The 22254-nt window shown below is 72.2% G+C and carries 23 protein-coding genes; 15 read left to right on the top strand and 8 right to left on the bottom strand.

Going from position 1 to position 22254, the window contains the following annotated elements:
• Nucleotides 1-4: 4 nt before the first annotated feature.
• Entirely contained in the window at nucleotides 5-835 is an 831-nt protein-coding gene (locus QE401_RS02260; protein WP_307136633.1) for a nitroreductase family protein, read from the top strand.
• Between the two features lie 4 nt (nucleotides 836-839).
• Here the strand turns inward: QE401_RS02260 and QE401_RS02255 are convergent, their stop codons facing one another.
• Nucleotides 840-1727: a LysR family transcriptional regulator gene (locus QE401_RS02255; protein WP_307136632.1), complete on the bottom strand. Its 888-nt coding sequence runs from the start codon at nucleotides 1725-1727 to the stop codon at nucleotides 840-842.
• A gap of 94 nt (nucleotides 1728-1821) precedes the next feature.
• Here QE401_RS02255 and QE401_RS02250 point away from each other — a divergent pair, with 94 nt between their 5' ends.
• Together QE401_RS02250 and QE401_RS02245 are read left to right on the top strand one after the other, a co-directional pair.
• Nucleotides 1822-2925 (top strand): aldo/keto reductase, encoded by a 1104-nt coding sequence (locus QE401_RS02250; protein ID WP_307136631.1) that lies wholly within the window; start codon nucleotides 1822-1824, stop codon nucleotides 2923-2925.
• A 91-nt stretch (nucleotides 2926-3016) separates the two neighbouring features.
• Nucleotides 3017-3706 (top strand): fumarylacetoacetate hydrolase family protein, encoded by a 690-nt coding sequence (locus tag QE401_RS02245; RefSeq protein WP_307136630.1) that lies wholly within the window; start codon nucleotides 3017-3019, stop codon nucleotides 3704-3706.
• Between the two features lie 46 nt (nucleotides 3707-3752).
• On the opposite strand, the gene QE401_RS02240 is transcribed toward QE401_RS02245, so the two are convergent.
• Nucleotides 3753-4445, bottom strand: coding sequence for a DJ-1/PfpI family protein (locus QE401_RS02240; protein WP_307136629.1), 693 nt, complete (start codon nucleotides 4443-4445; stop codon nucleotides 3753-3755).
• 56 nt (nucleotides 4446-4501) lie between these two features.
• Between QE401_RS02240 and QE401_RS02235 the strand changes: the two genes are divergently transcribed.
• The 5 genes from QE401_RS02235 to QE401_RS02215 all read left to right on the top strand — a co-directional run bounded on the left by QE401_RS02235 (nucleotide 4502) and on the right by QE401_RS02215 (nucleotide 9661).
• Nucleotides 4502-5590, top strand: coding sequence for a GlxA family transcriptional regulator (locus QE401_RS02235; protein ID WP_307136628.1), 1089 nt, complete (start codon nucleotides 4502-4504; stop codon nucleotides 5588-5590).
• A 106-nt stretch (nucleotides 5591-5696) separates the two neighbouring features.
• Nucleotides 5697-6461, top strand: a complete 765-nt coding sequence (locus QE401_RS02230; protein WP_307136627.1) for a class I SAM-dependent methyltransferase — start codon at nucleotides 5697-5699, stop codon at nucleotides 6459-6461.
• Nucleotides 6462-6612: 151 nt separating this feature from the next.
• Nucleotides 6613-7758 carry an ABC transporter substrate-binding protein gene (locus QE401_RS02225; RefSeq protein WP_307136626.1) on the top strand — a complete coding sequence of 382 codons (1146 nt, stop codon included), beginning with the start codon at nucleotides 6613-6615 and terminating at the stop codon, nucleotides 7756-7758.
• Nucleotides 7755-8837, top strand: a complete 1083-nt coding sequence (locus QE401_RS02220) for a FecCD family ABC transporter permease (protein ID WP_307136625.1) — start codon at nucleotides 7755-7757, stop codon at nucleotides 8835-8837. The genes QE401_RS02225 and QE401_RS02220 overlap by 4 nt, the downstream gene beginning before the upstream one ends.
• Nucleotides 8834-9661 (top strand): ABC transporter ATP-binding protein, encoded by an 828-nt coding sequence (locus tag QE401_RS02215; protein WP_307136624.1) that lies wholly within the window; start codon nucleotides 8834-8836, stop codon nucleotides 9659-9661. The genes QE401_RS02220 and QE401_RS02215 overlap by 4 nt, the downstream gene beginning before the upstream one ends.
• 15 nt (nucleotides 9662-9676) lie before the next feature.
• On the opposite strand, the gene QE401_RS02210 is transcribed toward QE401_RS02215, so the two are convergent.
• A complete protein-coding gene (locus QE401_RS02210; protein ID WP_307136623.1) occupies nucleotides 9677-10588 on the bottom strand; it encodes an aspartyl protease family protein in 912 nt (303 codons plus the stop codon).
• An 80-nt stretch (nucleotides 10589-10668) separates the two neighbouring features.
• Nucleotides 10669-11397, bottom strand: a complete 729-nt coding sequence (locus tag QE401_RS02205) for an alpha/beta fold hydrolase (RefSeq protein ID WP_307136622.1) — start codon at nucleotides 11395-11397, stop codon at nucleotides 10669-10671.
• Nucleotides 11398-11465: 68 nt separating this feature from the next.
• On the opposite strand from QE401_RS02205, the gene QE401_RS02200 reads away from it, so the two are divergent.
• Nucleotides 11466-12050, top strand: coding sequence for a TetR/AcrR family transcriptional regulator (locus QE401_RS02200; RefSeq protein WP_307136621.1), 585 nt, complete (start codon nucleotides 11466-11468; stop codon nucleotides 12048-12050).
• A 99-nt stretch (nucleotides 12051-12149) separates the two neighbouring features.
• Nucleotides 12150-13220 (top strand): DNA alkylation repair protein, encoded by a 1071-nt coding sequence (locus tag QE401_RS02195; RefSeq protein ID WP_307136743.1) that lies wholly within the window; start codon nucleotides 12150-12152, stop codon nucleotides 13218-13220.
• A gap of 12 nt (nucleotides 13221-13232) precedes the next feature.
• Here the strand turns inward: QE401_RS02195 and QE401_RS02190 are convergent, their stop codons facing one another.
• Together QE401_RS02190 and QE401_RS02185 are read right to left on the bottom strand one after the other, a co-directional pair.
• Nucleotides 13233-14747, bottom strand: a complete 1515-nt coding sequence (locus QE401_RS02190; protein ID WP_307136620.1) for a M81 family metallopeptidase — start codon at nucleotides 14745-14747, stop codon at nucleotides 13233-13235.
• A gap of 25 nt (nucleotides 14748-14772) precedes the next feature.
• Complete coding sequence (locus QE401_RS02185; RefSeq protein WP_307136619.1) at nucleotides 14773-15774, bottom strand: serine hydrolase domain-containing protein; 1002 nt, start codon at nucleotides 15772-15774, stop codon at nucleotides 14773-14775.
• Nucleotides 15775-15880: 106 nt separating this feature from the next.
• On the opposite strand from QE401_RS02185, the gene QE401_RS02180 reads away from it, so the two are divergent.
• The 5 genes from QE401_RS02180 to QE401_RS02160 are packed head-to-tail and all read left to right on the top strand — an operon-like array spanning nucleotide 15881 to nucleotide 21137.
• Nucleotides 15881-17500, top strand: a complete 1620-nt coding sequence (locus QE401_RS02180; RefSeq protein ID WP_307136618.1) for an ABC transporter substrate-binding protein — start codon at nucleotides 15881-15883, stop codon at nucleotides 17498-17500.
• 12 nt (nucleotides 17501-17512) lie between these two features.
• Complete coding sequence (locus tag QE401_RS02175) at nucleotides 17513-18583, top strand: ABC transporter permease (protein ID WP_307136617.1); 1071 nt, start codon at nucleotides 17513-17515, stop codon at nucleotides 18581-18583.
• Nucleotide 18584: 1 nt separating this feature from the next.
• Nucleotides 18585-19505, top strand: a complete 921-nt coding sequence (gene nikC, locus QE401_RS02170) for a nickel transporter permease (RefSeq protein WP_307136616.1) — start codon at nucleotides 18585-18587, stop codon at nucleotides 19503-19505.
• On the top strand, nucleotides 19498-20364 hold the full coding sequence (locus QE401_RS02165) for an ABC transporter ATP-binding protein (protein WP_307136615.1): 867 nt from the start codon (nucleotides 19498-19500) through the stop codon (nucleotides 20362-20364). The genes nikC and QE401_RS02165 overlap by 8 nt, the downstream gene beginning before the upstream one ends.
• A complete protein-coding gene (locus QE401_RS02160; RefSeq protein ID WP_307136614.1) occupies nucleotides 20361-21137 on the top strand; it encodes an ABC transporter ATP-binding protein in 777 nt (258 codons plus the stop codon). The genes QE401_RS02165 and QE401_RS02160 overlap by 4 nt, the downstream gene beginning before the upstream one ends.
• A gap of 44 nt (nucleotides 21138-21181) precedes the next feature.
• On the opposite strand, the gene QE401_RS02155 is transcribed toward QE401_RS02160, so the two are convergent.
• Nucleotides 21182-22090, bottom strand: a complete 909-nt coding sequence (locus QE401_RS02155) for a LysR family transcriptional regulator (protein ID WP_307136613.1) — start codon at nucleotides 22088-22090, stop codon at nucleotides 21182-21184.
• Nucleotides 22078-22254 carry a hypothetical protein gene (locus tag QE401_RS02150; protein WP_307136612.1) on the bottom strand — a complete coding sequence of 59 codons (177 nt, stop codon included), beginning with the start codon at nucleotides 22252-22254 and terminating at the stop codon, nucleotides 22078-22080. The genes QE401_RS02155 and QE401_RS02150 overlap by 13 nt, the downstream gene beginning before the upstream one ends.

The following is a 22254-nucleotide window of genomic DNA, read 5'->3' as shown; positions in this document are numbered from 1 at the left end:
GCGCTTGCTGGAACGTCTGAAAGCCATTCTGCAGTCGAGATTCGGTTCGGCCCCCGAGCTTCGGGCCGCGCCGGAGGGGGCCGAGACGCTCGCCGCCATGGCCGATCGCCGCGTCATCCGCCGCTACGCCGACAGGCCCGTCGATCCGGCGCTGCTGGAGACGCTGTGCGCCGTGGCGCTCTCGGCGCCCTCCAAATCCGACCTGCAGCAGGCCGATATCATCATCATCGCCGACCCGGCGCAGCGCGAGCGGCTGCACGCGCTGATCCCGGACAATCCCTGGGCGCGGGAGGCGCCGGCCTTCCTGGTGTTCTGCGCCAACAACCGGCGCCACCGCCTGATGTTCGAATGGCGGGAGCGGCCCTTCGTCAACGACCATCTGGACGCCTTCTTCAACGCCTCGCTCGATGCCGGGATCGTGCTGGCCACCTTCCTCGCCGCGGCGGACCGGGTGGGGCTCGGCGCCTGCCCGGTCAGCGCCATCCGCAACCGCGCCGCCGAGGTGTCGGACCTGCTCGGCCTGCCGGACCATGTCTTCCCGGTGGCCGGGCTCGGCATCGGCTGGCCCGCCTTCGGCGGGGTGCTGAGCCCGCGCCTCGGCCTCGACGTCACCCTGCATCGCGACCGCTATGACGAGGCCGGGCTGCGGGAGAAGCTCGCCGACTATGACCGGCGCCGCCGCGCGGTGCAGCCCTATGCGGCGCAGCGCCACACGGAGCGCTTCGGCGAGGCGGAGGAGTATGGCTGGTCGGAGGACAAGACCCGGCAATACTCCGTGCCCGAGCGCGCCGGCTTCGGCGCCTTCGTGCGCGGCAAGGGCTTCCGGCTGGAGTAGCGCCTCAGCCCCGCATCACCTCCAGGAAGGCGCGGAAGGCGGCGCTGGGCTGGCGGCGGCTGGGATAATAGAGATGGTTGGCGGCGAGCATCGGTGCCCAGCCCGGCAGCACCTCGACCAGCGCGCCGTCGCGCAGATGCGGCGCCGCCTGCGCCTGCAGCAGGCAGGCGATGCCGAGGCCGGCCAGCGCCGCGTCGCGCATCATATCGGCATCATTGGTGACGAAGCTCTCCGGCACGGCGCGCTGGAACACCGTGTCGCCCTGCAGGAATTCCCAGCGATGCAGCGCGCCGGAGGAGGTGTGGCGATAGCTGATGCAGCGATGCCGGCCGAGATCCTCCGGCGCCGCGGGCACGCCCTGCGCCGCCAGATAGGCGGGGGCGGCGGCGAAGACCAGCGCCATGGGCTCGCTGATGCGCAGCGCGATCATGTCGGCCTGCAGCGCGCCCTCGTGCCGCACGCCGCAATCGAAGCGCTCGGCGACGATGTCGACCAGCCCGTCATTCACCACCAGCTCCACCGCCACCTCCGGGCAGCGTCGCGCCAGCAGGGCCAGCCGCGGCAGCACCACATGCACGGCGGCCGGCCGGTGCGCATTGACCCGCACCCGCCCCGCCGGCCGGTCGCGCGCGCCATCCAGCTCGCCCAGGATCTCCGCCACCGAGGCCATGGCCGGGCGCAGCCGCAGCAGCAGCTGCTCCCCCGCCGCGGTGGGGGAGAGGGAGCGGGTGGTGCGGTCGAGCAGCCGCAGGCCCAGCCGCTCCTCCAGCCCGCGCATCGCATGGCTGAGCGCCGAGGCCGAGAGGCCGAGCCGCGTCGCCGCCCGGGCGAAGCTGCCGGCCTCGACGATCTCGGCGAACACCGCCAGGCCGGACCAGAGCTCGCGGTCCATTCCTGAGAATCCTTCAGCAACCCATGCTGGGTTATGGCCCTAATCCGGCCGGTACCGCCAATCCATAACAGGGCGGAACAAGCGAGGACCGCCCATGCCGCTCGACACCTACCGTCCGCTCGGCCGCTCCGGCCTGCTGGTCAGCCCGCTGGCCCTCGGCACCATGACCTTCGGCACCGCGCGCTGGGGCGCCGACGAGGCCGGCAGCCGCGCCATCTTCGAGCGCTATGTCGAACTCGGCGGCAATCTGGTCGACACGGCGGATGTCTATTCCGCCGGCCGCTCCGAGGAGATGGTCGGCCGCTTCATCGCCGAGGCCGGCTTGCGCCAGCGCATGGTCATCGCCACCAAATCCGGCTTTTCCACCGGGCCGGGGCTGCATCAGGGCGGCCATGGCGCGCGGCATGTCCCCGCGGCGGTGGAGGGTTCGCTGCGCCGGCTGCGCACCGATGTCATCGACCTCTACTGGATCCATGTGTGGGACGGCGTCACCCCGGCCGAGGAGCTGCTGCAGACCATGGCGGCGCTGATCCAGGCCGGGAAGATCCGCTACTGGGGCCTGTCCAACATGCCGGCCTGGTATGCGGCGCAGCTCGCGACCTTGGCGCAGGCGCGCGGCCTGCCGGCGCCGATCGGGCTGCAATATTTCTACTCGCTGGTCGAGCGCGGGGTGGAGCACGAGCATGTCCCGCTGGCGCGCGCCCTGGGGCTGGGGCTGGTGCCCTGGAGCCCGCTCGCCTATGGGCTGCTCACCGGCAAATACGACCGCGCCGCCATCGAGGCCGCGGCGCCGCGCCAGGGCGGCCTGCCCAACCAGGCGGATGCCCCCGGCCAGGCGCGGCCGCCGGGCGACAAGCGGCTGGATGGCGACAATCCCTTCGGCGATTCGCTGTTCACCGCGCGCAACTGGGCGATCGTCGACGCGCTGAAGGCCGTCGCCGCCGAGATGGGCGAGAGCCCGGCGCGCGTCGCCCTGGCCTGGGTGGCGGGGCGCCCCGGCGTCGCCACCACGCTGATGGGGGTGAGCCGGGTGGAGCAGGTGGCCGACAATGTCGCCGCCCTCGGCCTGGCCCTGACGCCCGGGCATCTGGCGGCGCTGGAGGCGGCCAGCCGCGGCGAGCCGCGCTTCCCCTATGGCCTGTTCGACCCGGCCCTGCGCAACCAGCTGGTCTTCGGCGGCGCCGATGTGCGGGGCTGAGGCGCCCCCGCTTGACGTCACCGGTCGGTCGGCATAACCAATTTTCGGATTGGTTGAGCCGCCGCCCCGGCGGCAGAGAAGGATCGGACCGATGAACTACGTCGTCAGCGCGCCGCCGCTTCCCTTTGTCCCGGTGCAGGGGGAGGAGGCCGTCTTCCCGGTGCGCCGCATCTGGTGCGTCGGCCGCAACTTCGCCGACCATGCGCGCGAGATGGGGCATGACCCGACGCGCGAGCCGCCCTTCTTCTTCGCCAAGCCGGCCGATGCGGTGAATCCGGGCGGCGAGCTGCCCTTCCCCTCGGTGACGCAGGATCTGCACCACGAGATCGAGATGGTGGTCGCCATCGGCAAGGGCGGCAGCAACATCGCCGAGGACAAGGCGCTGGAGCATGTCTATGGCTATGCCGTCGGCCTCGACATGACGCGCCGCGACATCCAGGCGGAGGCCAAGAAGCTGGCCCGCCCCTGGGAGCTGTCCAAGGGCTTCGACCAGTCCTGCCCGATCAGCCCGATCGTGCCGGCCGCGCGCATCGGCCACCCGACCCAGGGCAAGATCGAGGTGACGGTGAATGGCAAGGTGCAGCAGACCGGCGACCTGAACCAGATGATCTGGACGGTGCCGGAGGCGATCGCCTTCCTGTCGCGCTATGTCGCGCTGCAGCCGGGCGACCTGATCATGACCGGCACCCCGGCCGGCGTCAGCAGCGTCAAGCCCGGCGACACGCTGCACGGCACCTGCGAGGGTGTGGGCGAGATCCGCGTCACCTACGCCGCCGCCTGAGGCGGCCCTCCCGGCCGGGCGGTCTTTCGCCCGGCCGGGCTGTCTTTCAGTGGGCCGCCTGGCCGGCTCTGGCCGCATGGGCCTCGGCCAGGCGCTGCCGCTCGGCGCGCATCGCGCCGGTGCGGGCCCGCACCCGCTCCAGCACCGCCGGCGGCGCCGTCTCCGGCCGGCCGGCATCGAAGGGCGGGGCCGGGGCGTATTCCAGGGCGAGCTGGATCGCCTCGCCCGCCTCCCGCCCGGCCAGCTCCGCCGCCAAAGTGAGCGCGAAATCGATGCCGGCGGTGACGCCGCCGCCGGTCATGAGGCTGCCGTCGCGCACCACGCGCTCGGCCACCGGGATGGCGCCGTAATGCGGCAGCAGATCCTGCGCGTTCCAATGGGTGGTGGCGCGGCGGCCGCGCAGCAGCCCCGCCGCCCCCAGCACCAGCGCCCCGGTGCAGACCGAGGTGACGAAGCGCGCCCCCGCCGCCTGGCGGCGCAGGAAATCCAGCACCTCCTGGTCCTCCAGCAGCGCATTCACCCCCGCGCCACCGGGCACGCAGAGGATGTCGAGCTGCGGGCACTGAGCGAAATCCATGTCGGGCGCCAGCATCATGCCGCTGGAGGCGGCGACGGGCGTCCGGTCGCGCCACACCAGATGCACCCTGGCATCGGGGATGGCGGCGAAGACCTCATGCGGGCCGGTGAGGTCGAGCTGCTGGACCTTGGGGAACAGCAGCAGGCCGATCTGCAGCGCCATGGCATTTCCTTCTCCGTTGGACAGGCGGCAGCCTGCCACGCCATGCTCTGGCGGAGATGCCAGAATCCCCACCTTTCCCGCCAGGCGCCGCCACCGCCCCGCTGCCCGCCCCGGCCGGCGCGGCGCCGCGGCCGATCGAGATCCTGGGCTTCCCGCAGGCCCAGCTGCTCGACATCGCCGGGCCCTTGCAGGTCTTCGCCACGGCCAACCAGCTGGAGGAGGCCGCCGGCCGCCCGCCCCCCTACGCCCCGCGCCTGGTAGCGGCGGAGGCGGTGGTGCAGAGCTCGGCCGGGCTCGGCCTGCTGGCGGCGCCGCTGCCGGGGGAGGGGGAGGCGGTGGACACGCTGCTGGTGGCCGGCGGCCCCGGCGTGCATGCCGCCTGTGTGGCCGGTGCGCTGCCGGCCTGGATCGCCGGCCGCGCGGCGCGGGCGCGGCGCACCGCCTCGGTCTGCAGCGGCGCCTTCCTGCTGGGCGCGGCGGGGCTGCTGGCGGGCAGGCGCGTCGCCACCCATTGGCGCTGGTGCGCCGAGCTGGCCCGCCGCCACCCCGAGGCCCGGGTCGAGGCCGAGCCGATCTTCCTGCGCGACGGCGCGGTGTGGAGCTCGGCCGGCGTCACCGCCGGCATCGACCTGGCGCTTGCCCTGGTCGAGGAGGATGCCGGCGGCGCCCTGGCCCTGTCGGTCGCGCGGCATCTGGTGGTGTTCCTGAAGCGCCCCGGCGGCCAGGCGCAGTTCAGCGCGGCGCTGTCGCTGCAGGCGGCGGAGGACCGCTTCGGCGCGCTGCATCGCTGGATCGCCGCGCATCCGGGGGAGGATCTGTCGCTGGCCGCCCTGGCGCAGCGCGCCGGCATGAGCGAGCGCAGCTTCAGCCGCCACCACGCCGCCGCCACCGGCCTGACCCCGGCCCGCGCGGTGGAGCGGCTGCGCGTCGAGGCGGCGCGCCGCCTGCTGCTGGACACGCCCTGGCCGGCCAAGCGTATCGCCCAGCGCTGCGGCTTCGGCACGGAGGAGACGATGCGGCGCAGCTTCCTCCGCCTGCTCGGCACCAGCCCGGGCGGCTATCGCGAGCGTTTCCGCGCCGCGCCGGACGCGCGCGGGGCGCTTCCCGGGGCCGCCCTGCCTCGGCTACAGAATGGGGGCGCCTGAGGCCGAAGAATCGCCCGGTTGCGCCAGATCCATGCCCTGACGGCGCCCCGCCGGCGATGCCGGACATCCGGCCCGGTGCCCGTCCTCCCGCTCCGATGGTGACGCCATGTCCGCCAACTACGCCCTCAAGGAAGAGATCCGCGATTACTGGAGCGCGCGGGCCGCGAGCTTCGACAGCCATTTCGGCCACCGCATCCCGCCCGGGGCGGAGCGCGAGGCCTGGCAGGATGCGATCCGCGCCCGGCTGGGCGCCGCGCCGCTGGAGGTGCTGGAGCTGGCCTGCGGCACCGGCGAGGTGACGGGCGCGCTGCGCCGGCTCGGCCACCGCGTCACCGGGCTCGACTTCTCCGAGGCGATGCTGGCCCGCGCCCGCGCCAAGCATGCCGGCGATGCCGGGGTCCGCTTCATCCTGGCCGATGCCGAATACACGCGGGAGCCGGCGGGGCGCTACGACGCCGTGGTCTGCCGCCATCTGGTCTGGACCCTGACCGACCCGCAGGCGGCGCTGGCCGAATGGGCCCGGGTGCTGAAGCCGGGCGGGCATCTGCTGGTGTTCGATGGCGATTTCGCCACGCCCAACGGCCTGCCGGGCCGGCTGGCGCGGCAGGCCCTGGCCTGGCTGGACCGCAGGGCCGGGGTCGCGCCGGCCGCCGATCTCGACCGCCACGCCGCCATCATGCGCGAACTGCCCTTCGGCCAGGGGCTGACGCCGGAGATCCTGGCGCCGCTGGTGGAGCGGGCCGGCTTCACCGCCATCGCCTTCGGCCCGCATGCGCCGATCGCCCGCGCCCAGCGCCAGGGCGCCAGCCTGCGCAACCGGCTGCGCACCCTGCTGTATCGCCGCTTCATCCTGCACGCCCGCCGGCCCTGAGGCGCCGCCGCCCGGCGGCTCCGGCCTTGCTGCAGCGCCGCATGTCCGGTTTTTTAATTGAGAGTCATTCTCACTCGTAGGATACCGGCGGCCACGCCGCGGCGGGCAGGGCGCCCGCGCCCGCGACCCTCCTGCCGGACGAGGCTTCTCCATGCGCGCCACACGACGCGATTTCCTGTCCCTGGCCGCCGCCGGCCTGGCCTCGGCGCCGCTGCTGGCCGCGCCGCGCCCGGCGCGCGCCGCCCCCCTGGCGCTGACCGACATCGCCGGCCGCCAGGTGACGGTGAATGCGCCGGTGCGCCGCATGATCCTGGGCGAGGGGCGGCAGACCTATGCCGTGGCCGCGCTGGACCGCGACAACCCCTTCGGCCGCGTGGTCGGCTGGCGCGACGATTTCCGCAAGGCGGATTTCGACGGCTACACCGAATATGAGCGGAAATACCCGCAGATCGCCCGGCTGCCGAGCTTCGGCGGCTGGAAGGATGGCGCCTTCGACATCGAGCAGGTGATCGCCCTGCGCCCGGATGTCGTGGTGATGAATCTGGAATCCAAGGCGGCGATCGATGATGGCGGGCTGATCGGCAAGCTGGCGCGCGTCAACATCCCGATCGTCTTCATCGACTTCCGCGAGAAGCCCTTCGAGCATGCCGAGCGCAGCATCGCCATCCTGGGCGCGCTGCTGGGGCAGGAAGCCCGGGCGCTGGAGCTGGCGGAATACCGCCGCAGCCAGATCGCCCGCGTCACCGACCGGCTGCGCGACTTCTCGGGCGCCCGCCCGCGCGTGATGATCGAGCGCGCCGCCGGCTATGACGAGAATTGCTGCATGTCCTTCGGCGACGAGAATTTCGGCCGCATGGTCAGCGTGGCGGGCGGCGTCAACATCGCCGCCGGGCTGATCCCCGGCACCTTCGGCACCGTCAATCCGGAGCAGGTGGTGGCCTCCAGGCCGGATGTCGTCATCGTCACCGGCAGCAACTGGAAGCTCTTCGCCCCCGATGGCGGCTGGGTCGGTGTCGGCCCCGGCGCCGATCCGGCCGAGGCGCGGGCCAAGCTGACGCGGCTGATGCAGCGCCCGGCCTACCGCACCCTGCCGGTCTCCTCCAGCGGCCGGGTGCACGCCATCTGGCACCAGTTCTACGACAGCCCGTACCAGTTCGTCGCCATCCAGGCGATCGCCAAATGGCTGCATCCGGCGCTGTTCGCCGATCTCGACCCGGATGCGACCTTCCGCGAATTCCATGCGCGCTTCCTGCCGGTGGAATACAAGCCGGGCTACTGGGTCTCGCTCGGCGCATGAGCGGCGTGGTGGAGCGCGCGGCAAGCCCCGCCGCCGATCTGGCGCGGGGCCGCGGCGCCTATCGCGCCCTGTCGCGCAAGCGGCTGGCGCTGCTCGGCCTGCTGGCGCTGCTGCTGCTGGCCAGCCTGGTGGCCGATCTCGCCCTCGGCCCCGCGCGCTACGCCTATGGCGAGGTGCTGAAAGCGTTGCTGGGCTTCGACGCGCCGCTTGATGTCAGCGTCGTGGTGCGCGAGATCCGGCTGCCGGTCGCGCTGATGGCCGTGGTGGTCGGCGCCAGCCTGTCGGTGGCCGGCGCCCAGATGCAGACGGTGCTGAACAACCCGCTGGCCAGCCCCTTCACGCTGGGCATCTCGGCCGCCGCCGGCTTCGGCGCGGCGCTGGGCTTCGTGCTGGGCGTCAGCCTGCTGCCCGCGGGCTGGTCGGCCTGGACCATCCCGGCCAATGCCTTCCTCTGCGCCATGGGCTGCTCGCTGCTGATCCATGCGCTGAGCCAGCGCCGCGGCATGGGCACCGAGACCATCGTGCTGCTCGGCATCGCCCTGGTCTTCACCTTCAACGCGGCGCTGGCGGCGCTGGAATTCATCGCCTCCGAGCAGGCGCTGGCGGCGGTGGTGTTCTGGACCATGGGCAGCCTCGGCCGCACCACCTGGCCCAAGCTCGGTATCGCCGCGCTGGTGCTGGTCCTCGTCTGGCCCTTCTTCGTGCGGCAGGCCTGGTCGCTCACCGCGCTGCGGCTGGGCGAGCACAAGGCGGCCAGCTTCGGCATCCAGGTCGGGCGGCTGCGGCTGCAGACCATCCTGCTGGTCAGCGCGCTGGCCGCCATCTCGGTCGCTTTCGTCGGCACCATCGGCTTCGTGGGGCTGGTCGGCCCGCATATCGCGCGCATGCTGGTGGGCGAGGATCAGCGCTTCTTCCTGCCGGCCTCGGCGATCTCGGGGGCGCTGCTGCTCTCCGCCGCCTCGGTGCTCAGCAAGTCGATCATCCCCGGGCTGATCCTGCCGATCGGCGTGGTCACCGCGCTGGTCGGCGTGCCCTTCTTCTTCAGCCTGATCCTCAGCACGCGGAGCCGCAGCTGGTGAACGCCATCCCGCCGCTTCCCACCCTGCATCTTGCGGTCGAGGAGATCGCCGTCTCCTACGGCAGGCGCGAGGTGCTGCGCGGCGTCACCCTGCCGCCCTTGCGCGGTGGCAGCGTGACGGCGCTGCTGGGCCCGAACGCCGCCGGCAAGTCGACCCTGTTCCGCCGCATCGTCGGCCAGCTTTCCGGCCCCGGCACGGTGGCGCTGGACGGGCAGGCGCTGTCGCGCCTGGCGCCGCAGGACCCGGCGCGGCCCTGCTACCTGCCGCAGGACAATGCGGCCGCCGCGGTGCTGACCGTGTTCGAGGCGGTGCTGCTGGCCGGCAAGCAGGGCGGCGGCGGCTGGTCGGTCAGCGATGCGGAGGCCGATGCGGTCACCGCCACGCTGATGATGCTGGAGATCGAGGACCTCGCCACCCGCAATCTGGGCGAGCTGTCGGGCGGGCAGCGCCAGCTGGTGGCGCTGGCCCAGGCGCTGGTGCGCCGGCCGCGCATCCTGCTGCTGGATGAGCCGACCAGCGCGCTCGACCTGCAGCGCCAGGTCGAGGTGCTGGCCCTGCTGCGCGAGCTGGCCGACCGCCAGGGCCTGTGCATCGTCATCGCCATCCACGACCTGAACCAGGCGCTGCGCTTCGCCGACCAGGTGGCGGTGCTGAGCGAGGGCCGCATCATCGCCGCCGGCGCGCCGGTCGAGACGCTGACGCCCGCCTTGTTGCACCAGGTCTATGGCGTGGAGGCGCGGCTGGAGCGCTGCTCGCGCGGCCATCCCTTCCTGACGGTGGATGGTTCGGCGCGGCCGCGCCGGCGCGGCGCGGCGGGGTTCTGACCCGCCGCCGCCCTGTCAGCCGCCGGGCGGCGCCAGGAAGACCCGGCGCCCGCCATAGGAGATCCAGACCTTGCGCCGGGCCAGCCAATCCTGGCCCAGCACCAGATCCTGGCCGCCGCTCTCGTCGCTGACCACCACCAGCTGGTCCGGCAGCGTCTCCGCCCCGGCGGCGAGGGCGACGCGATATTCCGTGCCCCGCCCATCCATGCCGCGCAGATCCTGGCTGCGGCTGCGCCGCCCCGTGGCGGCGGCGGCGGGCAGGCGCAGCCGCTCGGCCAGGCGGCGGTTCAGGATGGTGGCGTTGTTGCCGCTCTGGATCACCGCCTGCACCGGCTCGCCATTGATGCGCACGGTGATCACCGGCGTGCCATGCTCGCGCAGCATCAGCGGCAGGCTGGCGGCCGGCGCCCAGGGCGGCTCGCCGGCGCGGCAATTGCGGCGCGGATGCAGCGCCACGCGGCGGGCGCCCAGTTCCAGCTCCAGCTCGGTCTGCTGCAGCAGGTCGGCGGCCAGGAAGCCGTCCGGCGCCCGGTCGCCGGCCACCGGCCGCACGCCCAGGCTGACATCGCTCCATGCCTGCGGCCCGATGCGCAGGCTGCGCGCCAGCACGTTGCGCGCGGTGATCGGCGCGCCGCGCCCGCCATAGCTGGATTGCCGCGTCGGATCGGGCGGCAGCTCCAGCCGCCCGGCCACCGCGGGCAGCAGGCTGCTGAGGCCGAGCCCGGTATTGACCTCCATCAGCAGCGCCTGGCCGTTGATCTCGGCCGGCAGCAGCAGGCCGGTCGGGCCCTGCAGCGCCAGGCCCTGGGTGGTGTCGTAGCGGCATTCCGGCTGCGTGCCGCCGGTGGCCGGCCCGGCCCCGGGGCCGGCGGCGCAATGGGCGAGGCCGAGCAGCAGCAGCAGCGCGGGCGCGCGGGTCAGGGTCATGCAGGCGATTCCCGGTCTTGGCCGGGGCAGAGTAGGGGCGCGGCGCGGAAGGCGAAACGGTGCCGCCCCCGGCGTCCGCCTCAGCCCGTCAGGCCATGCTCCGCCCAGTGCCGCTGCACCGCCGCCGCCATCTCGGCCGGCCGGTGCAGCGGGAACCAGTGGCCGCTGTCGAGCGGCTGGAAGCCGGCCCCCGCCGCCGCCATGCGCTCGGCGAAGGCTTGCGGGCAGGCGCGGTCGCGCAGGCCGTGCAGCACCAGCCCCGGCGCGGTGATATGGGCCAGGCCCGGCGCCCATTCGCGGCCGACCTCCAGCGCCGAGCGGTAGAGGCGCAGGATGCACCCGCCCATGACGCGGTCGACCCCCGCCGCGGTCTCGGCGGCGCGCGCCGGCGGCACGCCGTCCTGGGTCAGCCGCTCCACCACCGGCGCGGGATCGAAGCGGGCGAAATAGGCCTCGCCCTCGCCCGGTGTCTGCCAGATCCGCGCCAGGGGATGCCATTCATAGGCCGGGTCGATCACCCCGCCGCCGGCCACGAAGCTGCGCACCAGATCCGGCCGCAGCGAGGCGACCCGCAGCGCCAGGATGCAGCCCCAATCATGCGCCACCAGATCGACCGGCTGGCTGGCGGCCTCGAGGCGCGCGATCAGCCAGTCGACATAGGCCTCCTTGCTGGCATCGAACCCCGCCGGCACCGGGCTGCCGAAGCCGGGCAGGTCGAGGGCGACGATGTCGCGGCGCGCCAGATGGCCGAGGAGCGGCGTCCAGAGACGATGCGTCTCGGACACGCCATGGATGAGGAAGGCCGGCATGGTCGTCTCCTGCAGCCTGGCCCAGCGGCAGGCTAGGCGGCCCAATACAATCGTATTATCCTGCCGGCATGGGCAAGGGCACACAGCGCGACCAGCTGGTCGCCAAGGCGGCGGAGATCTTCCAGGCGCGCGGCTATGCCGCCACGGGCCTGCGTGAAATCGCTGTCGAGGCCGGGATTCCGCAGGGTTCGCTGACCAATCACTTTCGCTCGAAGCAGGGCCTCGGCCTGGCCGCGCTGGAGCTGTACCTGGCGCGGCTGGAGGCGGTGATGGCGGCGACGCTGGCGGATGCCGCCCGCCCGCCCGCCGCGCGGCTGGCGGCCTATTTCGACCGGATCGAGGCGCTGGCGGCGGCGGCGGAGTATCGCCGCGGCTGCCTGGTGGTCGATCTGGCGGCGGAAATCCCCTCGCAGAGCGAGGCGATCCGCACCCGGCTGGGCGAGATCATCGCCCGGCAGCGCGCCGCCTTCGAGGCGGTGCTGGCCCTGCTGCCCGCCGCGCCGGACGCCCCGCCGCCCGCCGCCCGCGCCGGCTTCCTGCTGGCCGCCTGGCAGGGCACGCTGCTGCAGATGAAGGTCGAGCGCTCCGCCGCGCCGCTGCGCCGCTTCCGCCTGATGCTGCGCCATCTCTGCCCGCCGGAGGCCGCGGCATAGGCGCGGCCCTGGCCGGATGGCCCTGGGGCGGGTTACCAACGGGGCAGGTCGGGCGGCAGCTTCGCCACCCGGTGCTGGAGGCTCTGTCTCTTGAAGGACATGCTCGGCCCCGCGGCGCTGCGGGCCATCGCCGCGGCGGGCGTCGCGGCCTCGCCCCGCTTCGACCGCGACCGCTTCCTGGCGGCGGCGGGGCAGGGGCTGGAGGCGCTGTCGATAATGCAGCGCGTGCGGCACATCGCCGATGCGCTGCAGGGCGCGCTGCCGCGGGATCTCGCCGCCGCCCTGCCCATCCTGCGGGCGATGGGGCCGCATCTGACGCAGGGCTTCCAGGCCGTGGCGGTCAGCGAATATGCGGCGCGCTTCGGCCTGCCGGCCTTTGACGAGGCGCTGGAGACCATCGCCGCGCTGACCCGCTTCGGCAGCGGCGAATTCGCGGTGCGGCCTTTCCTGGCGGCCGATCCGGCGCGCACCCTGGCGCGCATGCAGAGCTGGGCGCTGCATGAGGATGAGCATCGCCGCCGCCTGGCCAGCGAGGGCAGCCGCCCGCGCCTGCCCTGGGCCACGCGGGTGCCGGCGCTGCAGGCCGACCCGACGCTGGCCGCGCCGATCCTGGAGGCGCTGAAGGCCGATCCCAGCCCCTATGTGCGCCGATCGGTCGCCAACCATCTGAACGACATCAGCCGGGAGCGCCCCGGCTGGGTGCTGGACCATCTGGCGCAATGGGACCAGCGGGAGCCCGCCACGCGCTGGATCATCCGCCACGCGCTGCGCAGCCTGATCAAGGCCGGCGAGCCACGGGCCCTGGCGCTGATCGGCGCCGGCGCCGCGGCGGAGGTCGAGGTGGCGGAATTCTCCATCACCCCCGCGGCGCTGCCCCTGGGCGGGCGCATCGCGCTGCGCGTCGTGCTGCGATCGCGCGCCGCGGCGGCGCAGACGCTGGTGGTGGATTACCGCATCCACTATGTGCGCGCCGGCGGGCGCAGCGGCGCCAAGGTGTTCAAGCTGCGCACCTTCCTGCTGGCGCCCGGCGCGCAGGCGAGCCTGGCGACCGGGCAGGAGATCCGCGATTTCAGCACGCGCCGCCACTATCCCGGGCAGCATCGGGTCGAGCTGCTGGTCAATGGCGAGGCCCTGGCGCAGGCCAGCTTCGAACTGCTGGCCGGCGCCTAGCGGCGGGCTGGCTCAGCCGGGCCCGCCCATCAGCCATTGCGGCCCCGCCGGCGCGCCATAGGGGTAGAAGCGCGACAGCTCCAGGTTTTCGTAATTCAGCCCGTCCAGACGCACCGTGCCGAGGAAGGGCTGGTCCGGCTCGACCAGCAGGATGCGCTGCGCGAAGCCGCTATCGTCGAAGCCGCGGCGGAAATGCACGCGCGACTTGATGGCGATGATGTCGTAATCGGCCGCCGACAGCCCGGTGGACCACAGCTCCTCCGGCTCGATCACCTGCGCCAGATAGGCGCTGAGCACCAGCATGTTGCCCTCGCCGAAGGCGATGCAGGCCCAGCGCTGGCCGCCGCCCATGGCGCGCGGCAGCGGGTTCTCCGGCAGGGCGACGAGGCGGCCGCTGATCTCCACCGGCTCGCCGGCCGATTCATCGGCCAGCCCGCCCACCGCCAGCGTCACCTCGCCGCCGATCGGCGTGTCGCCGCGCAGCAGCCCTTCCAGCACGGCGGGGCTGGCGATGGTGGCGATGAGGGTGCGGCGCAGCCCGGCCGAGAGGATCTCGCGCAGCAGCCAGGTGGCGTAGCCGGAGCGGTCGCTGTGGTCGCACAGCACCACCGGCACCTGGCCCTCGGCCACGGCCTGCTGCGCGAGCGCCACGCCTTCGGCGATGCGGTGCACCTGGGTGGAGTTCAGCAGCGCCTCGCGCCGGCGCCAGGCATAATCGGCCATGTCCTGCGCGACGCGCTGCGCCAGCGCGGCATCGCCATTGGTCGTCACCTGCAGCGTCATGCCGGCATCCGGCACATCGCTCCAGGGAAAGCCGAAAAAAACGTTCACATAGACATCGGGCTCGCGCGCCTCCCACACCAGGGCGCGCTGGATCAGCTCCGACCAGGGCGGCGCGCCGGTCCATTGCAGCACGGTGGGGGAGATGATCGGCAGCTTCACCACCGCATGGCTGGGCCGGAAGCCGCCGCGCAGCATGCGCAGCAGCATGCGCGCGGCGCGCTCGCCCTGCAGGTGCGCGTCATAATGCGGGTAGTATTTCACCGCGAAGGCCAGGTCGGCGTAGCGGAAAAATTCGGCATCCTCATTGCCATGCGGGTCGAAGGTGGCGGCGAGCACCGCCTTCGGCCCCACCGCTTCGCGCACGCGGCGGGCGATCTCGGCCTCGGGCCGCGCCACGCCGCGCACCGCCATGGCGCCGTGCAGCGCCATGTAGACGCCGTCGAACGGCCCCTCCGCCGCGATCTGCGCCAGCATGCGGGTGAGGAAATGCTCGAAGGCGTCCTGCGTCACCCAGCCCGAGCCCGAGCCGGTGCGCGGCCAGAGCGGCGATTCGATGCCGACCAGCGTGACGCCGTCATGCTCGCGCGCCACCTGCACGAAGCCGCCCATATAGCCCTTGGCGTCGGTGGCCAGCAGCGCCTCGCCGCCCACCGGCGAGCCGGGATAGATGAAATCCTCCCGCGTCGTGTCATAGGGCAGGAAGGTGACGGTCTCGTGCGAGAATTGCAGCACGGCGATGCGCATGGGCCAGTCCTCGGGCGTTGAAAGGTCAGGAGCGCGGCGCCGCGCGCAGCAGCAGCGCCAGCAGCCGGCCGAACTGGGCGGCGGAGACGGAGGTGTTCGGCTGGTCGGTATCGGTGCGGTGCACCAGCACGGCGTCGAGCGCCGGCATGACCAGCAGCTTGTGGCCGCGCGTGCCATGCGCGGCGAAGCTGCCCTCCGGCACCACGACATTCGGATAGAGAATGCCCTGCCGCGCCACCCACCACATATAGCCATAGGCGCCGTGATGCCCGGCCTCGGAAATCGGCAAGGTGCTGAGCCGCACCCATTCCTCCGGCAGCAGGCGCTGGCCCTGCCAGGCGCCGCGGCGCAGGAACAATTCGCCGAAGCGCGCCAGGTCGCGCGCGCTCATGCGGAAAGGATAGGCCGGGTGCCGCGACTCCGGCAGCTCGACATAGGCGCCGTCGCGCGCCGCGTCGAAATCCTGCATGCCGAGCGGGCCTGCCAGGCGGGTGGAAAACTCGGCGAAGATGTCGCCGCAGCGCTCGCGAAAGATGCTGCCCAGCGCGTTGAAGTCCCAGTTGTTGTAGCACCAGGTGGTGCCCGGCCCGGCGCTGTGCCGCGCCGGCTTGATCGACAGCATCCAGGGCGATTCATAGCCGCTCGGGTGATACACGCCGGAGCGGGCGCAGAGCAGGTCGAGCAGCGTCGCCAGCCTCTCCCGCGCGGTCAGGCCGAGCCGGTCGTCGATGCCGAGCTGTTCCAGCGTCGCATCGAGATCGAGCCGCCCTTTCTCGACTTGCATGCCGATCAGCGCGGAAAGAATGCTCTTGCGGATGGAATGGACATTGTAGCGCGCGGCGACGCGGCCCTCCGCCAGCAGCACGCGCCCGCCCACCACCAGCAGCAGCGCGCTGGTGTCGAGACCGGTCGCATGCTGCAGCGCCAGGCGCAGCGCCGCCCCGTCCCAGCCGGCCGCTTCCGGGCTGGCCCAGCGCGGCCATTCGCCGATCTCTGTCTCCGCCTGCGGGCTGGTCTCGTCGCGCATCCTCGTCCTATCCTTCCGGCCGGGAATTGTTCCGCCGTGCTGCGCCATGCCTGGCCTGAGGATTGCATGGGACACGGCGCCGAACCAGCCACCGGGAGCACGCAGCATGGCCCTTTTCCTCCGACGCCCCTTCCACCGCCTGGGCCTCGCGCTGCTGGCGGGTGCGCTGGCCACGCCGGCGGCGCTGCCGGCGCGCGCGGCGACGCCGGGCAATGCGCTGGTGATGGCCTGGAACATCGACGCCATCAGCACCTTCGATCCGGCGCAGATCGGCGAGGTGGTGACCAATGAGCTGATCGAGAACACCTGCGACTTCCTCGCCCGCTTCGACCCGGCCGACGAGAAGAAGGTGGTCCCCGCCCTGGCCGAGCGCTGGGAGGTATCGCCTGACGGGCTCCGCATCACCTTCCATCTGCGCGACGGGCTGACCTTCCCCTCGGGCGAGCGCGCCACGGCGCAGGACCTCGCCTGGTCGATGCAGCGTGTGGTCAAGCTCGGCTTCGGCAATGCGGCGACGCTGACGGAATACGGCTTCACCCGCGAGAATGCCGAGCAGACCATCACCGCGCCGGATGAGCGCACCGTGGTGCTGACGCTGGACAAGCCCTATCCGGTGGAGCTGGTGCTGCAGGCGGTCGCCGCCAACCGCGTGGCCGCGCTGCTCGACCGCCGCACCCTGCTGGCCAACCAGAACAACAACGACCTCGGCAACCGCTACCTGGCGACGCGCACCGCCTGCGTCGGCCCCTACAGCCTGCGCCAGTGGAATGCCGGCGAAAGCGTGGTGCTGGAGGCGAACCAGCGCTACTGGGGACCGGCGCCGAAGCTGCGCCGCATCATCATCCGCCATGTCGCCGAGGCCGGCACGCAGCGCCTGCTGCTGGAGAAGGGCGATATCGACGTCGCCCGCGACCTGACGCCGGAGGACATGCAGGCGCTGGAGCGCATGCCGGGCATCGCCCTGTCGCGCGCGCTGCGGCCGCAGCTGGTCTATTGGGGCTTCAACAACGCCAACCCGATCTTCGCCAATGAGAAGGTGCGCCTCGCCATGCGCTACCTGATCGATTACGAGGCGCTGGGCCGCACCATCATGGCCTATAATGGTGTGCCGCGGGCGAGCTTCGTGCAGCTCGGCGCATTCGGCGCGCTGGATGAGCGCGCGGGCCAGCCCTTCAGCCTCGATCTGGAGCGCGCCAAGGCGCTGCTGACCGAGGCCGGCTATCCGGACGGGTTCGAGACCTCGCTGATCTTCGGCACGCTGCCCTATTCGGCGCCGATCGCGCAGCACATCCAGCAGAATGCGGCGCGCATCGGCGTGCGCATCCGGCTGGAGCAGATGGCCAATGCGCAGCTCTTCGCCCGCCATCGCGGCCGCGAATTCCAGACCGCCATGCTGGCCTGGCAGACCGGCGTGCCGGATGCGCAGGGCAATGCCTCGCGCCTGGTGAAGAACCCCGACAACCGGCTGGAGGCGCGGCTGACCCAGTACCCCGCCTGGCGCCACGCCTATTTCGACGCCGAGATCAATGCCCGCGTCGATGCCGCCCTGCTGGAGCGCGACCCGGCGCGGCGCGAGGCGCTGTACCATGAGCTGCAGCGCGACGTGATGCAGCGCGGCCCGACCGCCATCATGTTCCAGACCTTCAGCATCGCCGGGCTGCGCAGCAATCTGCGCGACTGGACCTGGCACGGCTTCGGCACCTACTACAACCTGGTCTCGAAGTAAGGCCGCCGCATCATGGCGGAGATCGCCGCGGCACCGACGCAGCGGGGGCAGGCGCAGGCCGCCCCCGGAATGCCGGACTGGGTCGGGCAGGCGCTGCGCCTGGTCGTCTCGGTCGCCGTCACGCTGTTCGGGCTGATGGCGCTGACCTTCTTCATCGGGCGGCTGCTGCCGCTCGATCCCGTCGCCGCCATCCTCGGCGACAATGCGACGCAGGAGGCCTATGAGGCGATGCGCCGCCAGCTCGGCCTCGACCTGCCGCTCTATGTGCAGTTCGGGCGCTATGTGGCGAGCGTGGTGCAGCTGGATTTCGGCGTGGCGCTGACCACCGGCAAGCCGGTGCTCGAGGACATCGCGCGCGTCTTCCCGGCGACGATCGAGCTGGCCACGGTCGGCATCGTCATCGGCACGGGCCTCGGCATCCCGCTCGGCGTCATGGCGGCGGCCTATCGCGACACGCCGCTCGACTATATCGCCCGCGTGGTCGGGCTGCTCGGCTATTCCACGCCGAATTTCTGGCTGGGGCTGATGGGGCTGGTGCTGTTCTACGCCACGCTGGGCTGGGTCGGCGGGCCGGGGCGCATCGACACCGCCTATCAATGGGATGTCGAGCCGGTGACCGACCTGCTGCTGCTCGACACCGCCATGGCCGGGCAGTGGGAGATCTTCTTCAATGTGCTGTCGCACATCATCCTGCCGGCGGCGATCCTGGGCTTCGGCGCCATGGCCTATATCAGCCGCATGACGCGCAGCTTCATGCTGGAGCAGCTGGCGCAGGAATATGTCATCGCCGCGCGGGTGAAGGGCCTGTCCTGGATGCGCACCGTCTGGGTGCATGCCTTCCGCAATGTCGCGGTGCAGGTCGTCACCGTCGTCGCCCTGGCCTATGCCTTCCTGCTGGAAGGCGCGGTGCTGACCGAGACGGTCTTCGCCTGGCCCGGCTTCGGCCGCTACCTGACCAATGCGCTGCTGGCCGGCGACATGAACGCGGTGGTGGGCTGCACCCTGCTGGTGGGCGTCATCTTCGTCGCGCTCAATCTTTTCTCTGATCTCCTCTACCGCCTCTTCGATCCGCGGACGCGCTGAGATGAGCACCACCACCTCCACGACCCAGGCCGGGCTCGGCGCCTGGCTGCGCGCGCCGGTGCCGCAATCGCCTTTCCAGGCGCGCATGCAGGCGCTGTATTTCGGCTGGCGGCGGCTGCGCGGCAATCCGCCGGCGCTGGCCGGCGCCATCATCCTGGCGCTGCTGCTGCTGATGGCCGGTTTCGCGCCCTGGATCGCGACGCATGACATCTATGCGCAGGATCTGGCATCGCGGCTGCAGCCGCCCTCCGCCGCGCATTGGTTCGGCACCGATGATCTGGGGCGCGACATCTTCAGCCGCATTGTTTTCGGTGCGCGCATCACCCTGTATATCGCGACCCTGGCGGCGCTGATCGCGGCGCCCCTCGGCCTCGTCATCGGCACCACGGCGGGGTATCTCGGCGGCTGGACGGACACCATCCTGATGCGGCTGGTGGATGTTTTTCTGTCCTTTCCCTCGCTGGTGCTGGCGCTGGCCTTTGTCGCCGCGCTGGGGCCAGGGATCGAGAACGCCGTCATCGCCATCGCGCTGGCCGCCTGGCCGCCCATTGCCCGGCTGGCGCGGGCGGAGACGCTGACGGTGCGCGGCTCCGACTACATCGCCGCGGTGCGGCTGCAGGGCGCGTCGCGGCTGCGCATCATCGTGCACCACGTCATGCCGATGTGCATCCCCTCCGTCATCGTGCGTATCACGCTGAACATGGCGGCGATCATCCTGACGGCGGCGGGGCTCGGTTTCCTCGGCCTCGGCGCGCAGCCGCCCAGCCCGGAATGGGGCGCGATGCTGTCGACGGGGCGGCAATTCGTCATGACCAGCTGGTGGATCGCGGCGATGCCCGGCTGCGCCATCCTGCTCACCAGCCTCGCCTTCAACCTGGTGGGCGACGGGCTGCGCGACATGCTGGATCCGCGTCATGGCTGAGCCCCTGCTGCGTGTGCGCGATCTGCGCATCGCCTTCCCTGGCAGCGACGGCCCGGTCGAGGCGGTGCGCGGCGTGTCCTTCGATGTGGGGCGGGAGAAGCTCGGCATCGTCGGCGAAAGCGGCTCGGGCAAGTCGATGACGGGCCGGGCGCTGCTGCGCCTGTCGCCGCGCGCCGCCCGGCTCAGCGCCGCCGAGATGCGTTTCGACGGCATCGACCTGCTCGGCGCCTCGGAGCGGCGGATGCGCGGCATCCGCGGGGCGCGCATCTCGATGATCCTGCAGGACCCGAAGTACTCGCTGAACCCCTTGATGCGGGTCGGCGCGCAGATCGTCGAGGCCTGCCGGCTGCATCAGAGGCTGGGCCGGGCGGAGGCGCGGGCGCGTTCGCTCGCCATGCTGGAGGCGGTGCAGATCCGCGATCCGGCGCGGGTCTTCGAGCTCTACCCTCATGAGGTGTCGGGCGGCATGGGCCAGCGCATCATGATCGCCATGATGCTGGTGACCGAGCCGGACCTGATCATCGCCGATGAGCCGACCAGCGCGCTCGACGTCACGGTGCGGCGGCAGGTGCTGGCGGTGCTGGACGCGCTGGTGACGCGGCGCGGCGCCGGGCTGATCTTCATCAGCCATGACCTCAACCTGGTCGCCGAATTCTGCGACCGGGTGCTGGTGATGTATGCCGGGCGCATCGTCGAGGAGCTGCATGCGCGCGACCTGGCCCAGGCGCGGCACCCCTACACCCAGGCGCTGCTGCGCAGCCTGCCGCGGCTGGACCATCCGGTGCAGGAGCTGGCGGTGCCGACACGCGACCCCGCCTGGCGCGACGGCCCGACCTATCGCCTGGAGCAGCCGGCATGAGCCTTCCCCCGGTTCCCATGCTGGAGGCGATCGGCCTCGACATCCGCTTCGGCAAGGGCGCGCGGACCAGCCACGCGGTGCGCGAGGTTTCCTTCCGGGTGATGCCGGGCGAGGCCTTCGGGCTGATCGGCGAAAGCGGCTCGGGCAAGTCCACCGTGCTGCGGGCGCTGTCGGGTCTGAACAGCGCCTATGGCGGCAGCCTGCTGCTGCAGGGGAAGGAGCTGCCGCATCATCGCGACCGCGCCTTCCACCGGCGGGTGCAGATGGTGTTCCAGGACCCGTATGGCTCGCTGCATCCGCGCAAGATGGTCAACCAGGTGCTGCTGGAGCCGCTGGCGATCCATGGGCTGGACCGGCCGCAGCAGCGGGTGGATGCGGTGCTGGAGGCGGTGGGGCTCGGTGCCGGCTTCCGCTTCCGCTATCCGCACCAGCTTTCGGGCGGGCAGCGGCAGCGTGTGGCCATCGCGCGCTGCCTGGTGCTGGAGCCGGAGATCCTGCTGCTGGACGAGCCGACCAGCGCGCTGGATGTCTCGGTGCAGGCGGAGATCCTGAACCTGCTGCAGCGGCTGCGGGCCGAGCGCGGCCTGACCTATGTGATGGTCAGCCATGATCTGGCGGTGGTGGCGCATCTCTGCGGCCGGGTGGCGATCATGAGCCAGGGCCGCATCGTCGAGGAACTGCCGGTCGACGCCTTGCGCGCCGGCCGCGCCGAGGACCCGTACAGCCAGCAGCTGCTGGCCGCCAGCGCCGCGCCCATTCCCTTGCCCAACTGAAGGCGGGGTCCGGGGGGACCCTGTCCCCCCGGCCTTTGCTTTTCTCAGTCCTGACCCTGCTCGAGCAACGCCGCCCTTGCCCAGCTCGCCGCCGGCCCCAGCGCCTCGTCGCGGCGATGGGCGACGAAGAAGGGCAGGGGGGTGGTCCAGTCCAGCCCTTCCAGCCGGGCCGGGCGCAGCCGCACCAGCCGCCCGGCGGCCAGGTCCTCCGCCACCATGGGCGCCGGCATGCGGCCCCAGCCGAGGCCGGCCAGGATCAGGCTGCGCTTGGCGGCCAGGGTGTTGACCCGCCAGATGCCGCCATTGGGCATGGCCAGCGGCCGCTTGCGGGGTTCGCGCGAATGGCTGGAGAGCACCAGCAGCACATGGCTGCGGAAGGCCTCGGCCGGGATTTCTCCGGGATGCAGCGCCAGGGGATGATCGGGTGCCGCGACGGGGATGCGCTCCACCCCGCCCAGCGCCACGCCGGCCAGCGTCGGGTAGCGTTCGATGACCGGCCCCAGGATGCCCAGGGCGCAGCGGCCGGAGAGCAGGGCTTCCGCCGTGGCATGGACGGATTCGGTTTCCATGCGCACCCGCACCAGCGGGAAGGCGCGGCGGAAGGCGGCCAGCAGGGCGAGCAGCCGCGCCTCGGGGAAGGCGGCTTCCACCGCCATCACCAGCTTCACCTCGACGCCGGCCGCCAGGCCATCGGCGGTGCGGCGCAGCGCGTCCAGCTCCTGCGCCATGCGGCGGGCGACGGGCAGCAGCGCCATGCCCTGCGGCGTCAGGCTGGTGCCGCGCTGGCCGCGCTCGAACAGGGTGACGCCCAGCTCCGCCTCCAGCCGCTGGATGGCGTAGGTCATGCTGGACTGGGTGCGGTTCAGCGCCTGGGCGGCGGCGGAGAGGCTGCCCTGCTCGGCCACGGCCAGGAAGGCCAGGATATGCTCGGTGCCGGGGGTCAGGGCGGGCATGGGCTATCGGATTTCCTGATGGTCTTTGCGCAAATTTTCCCGGTTTCCAGCCCTGCGGGCAGCGTGTAACCGCTGTGCTCCGGGCCGGCCAGCCGCGCGGGGCGCTTTCGCCGCGGGCTGGGGCCTTCATCGGATTTCTCGATACCGCCCAGGGCCATCGCCAT

The organism is Pseudoroseomonas cervicalis (assembly GCF_030818485.1).
In the GTDB taxonomy this organism is placed as follows: domain Bacteria; phylum Pseudomonadota; class Alphaproteobacteria; order Acetobacterales; family Acetobacteraceae; genus Pseudoroseomonas; species Pseudoroseomonas cervicalis_A.
The sequence above is the reverse complement of the archived record's forward strand: the minus strand, read 5'-3'. Positions and strand labels throughout refer to the sequence as shown.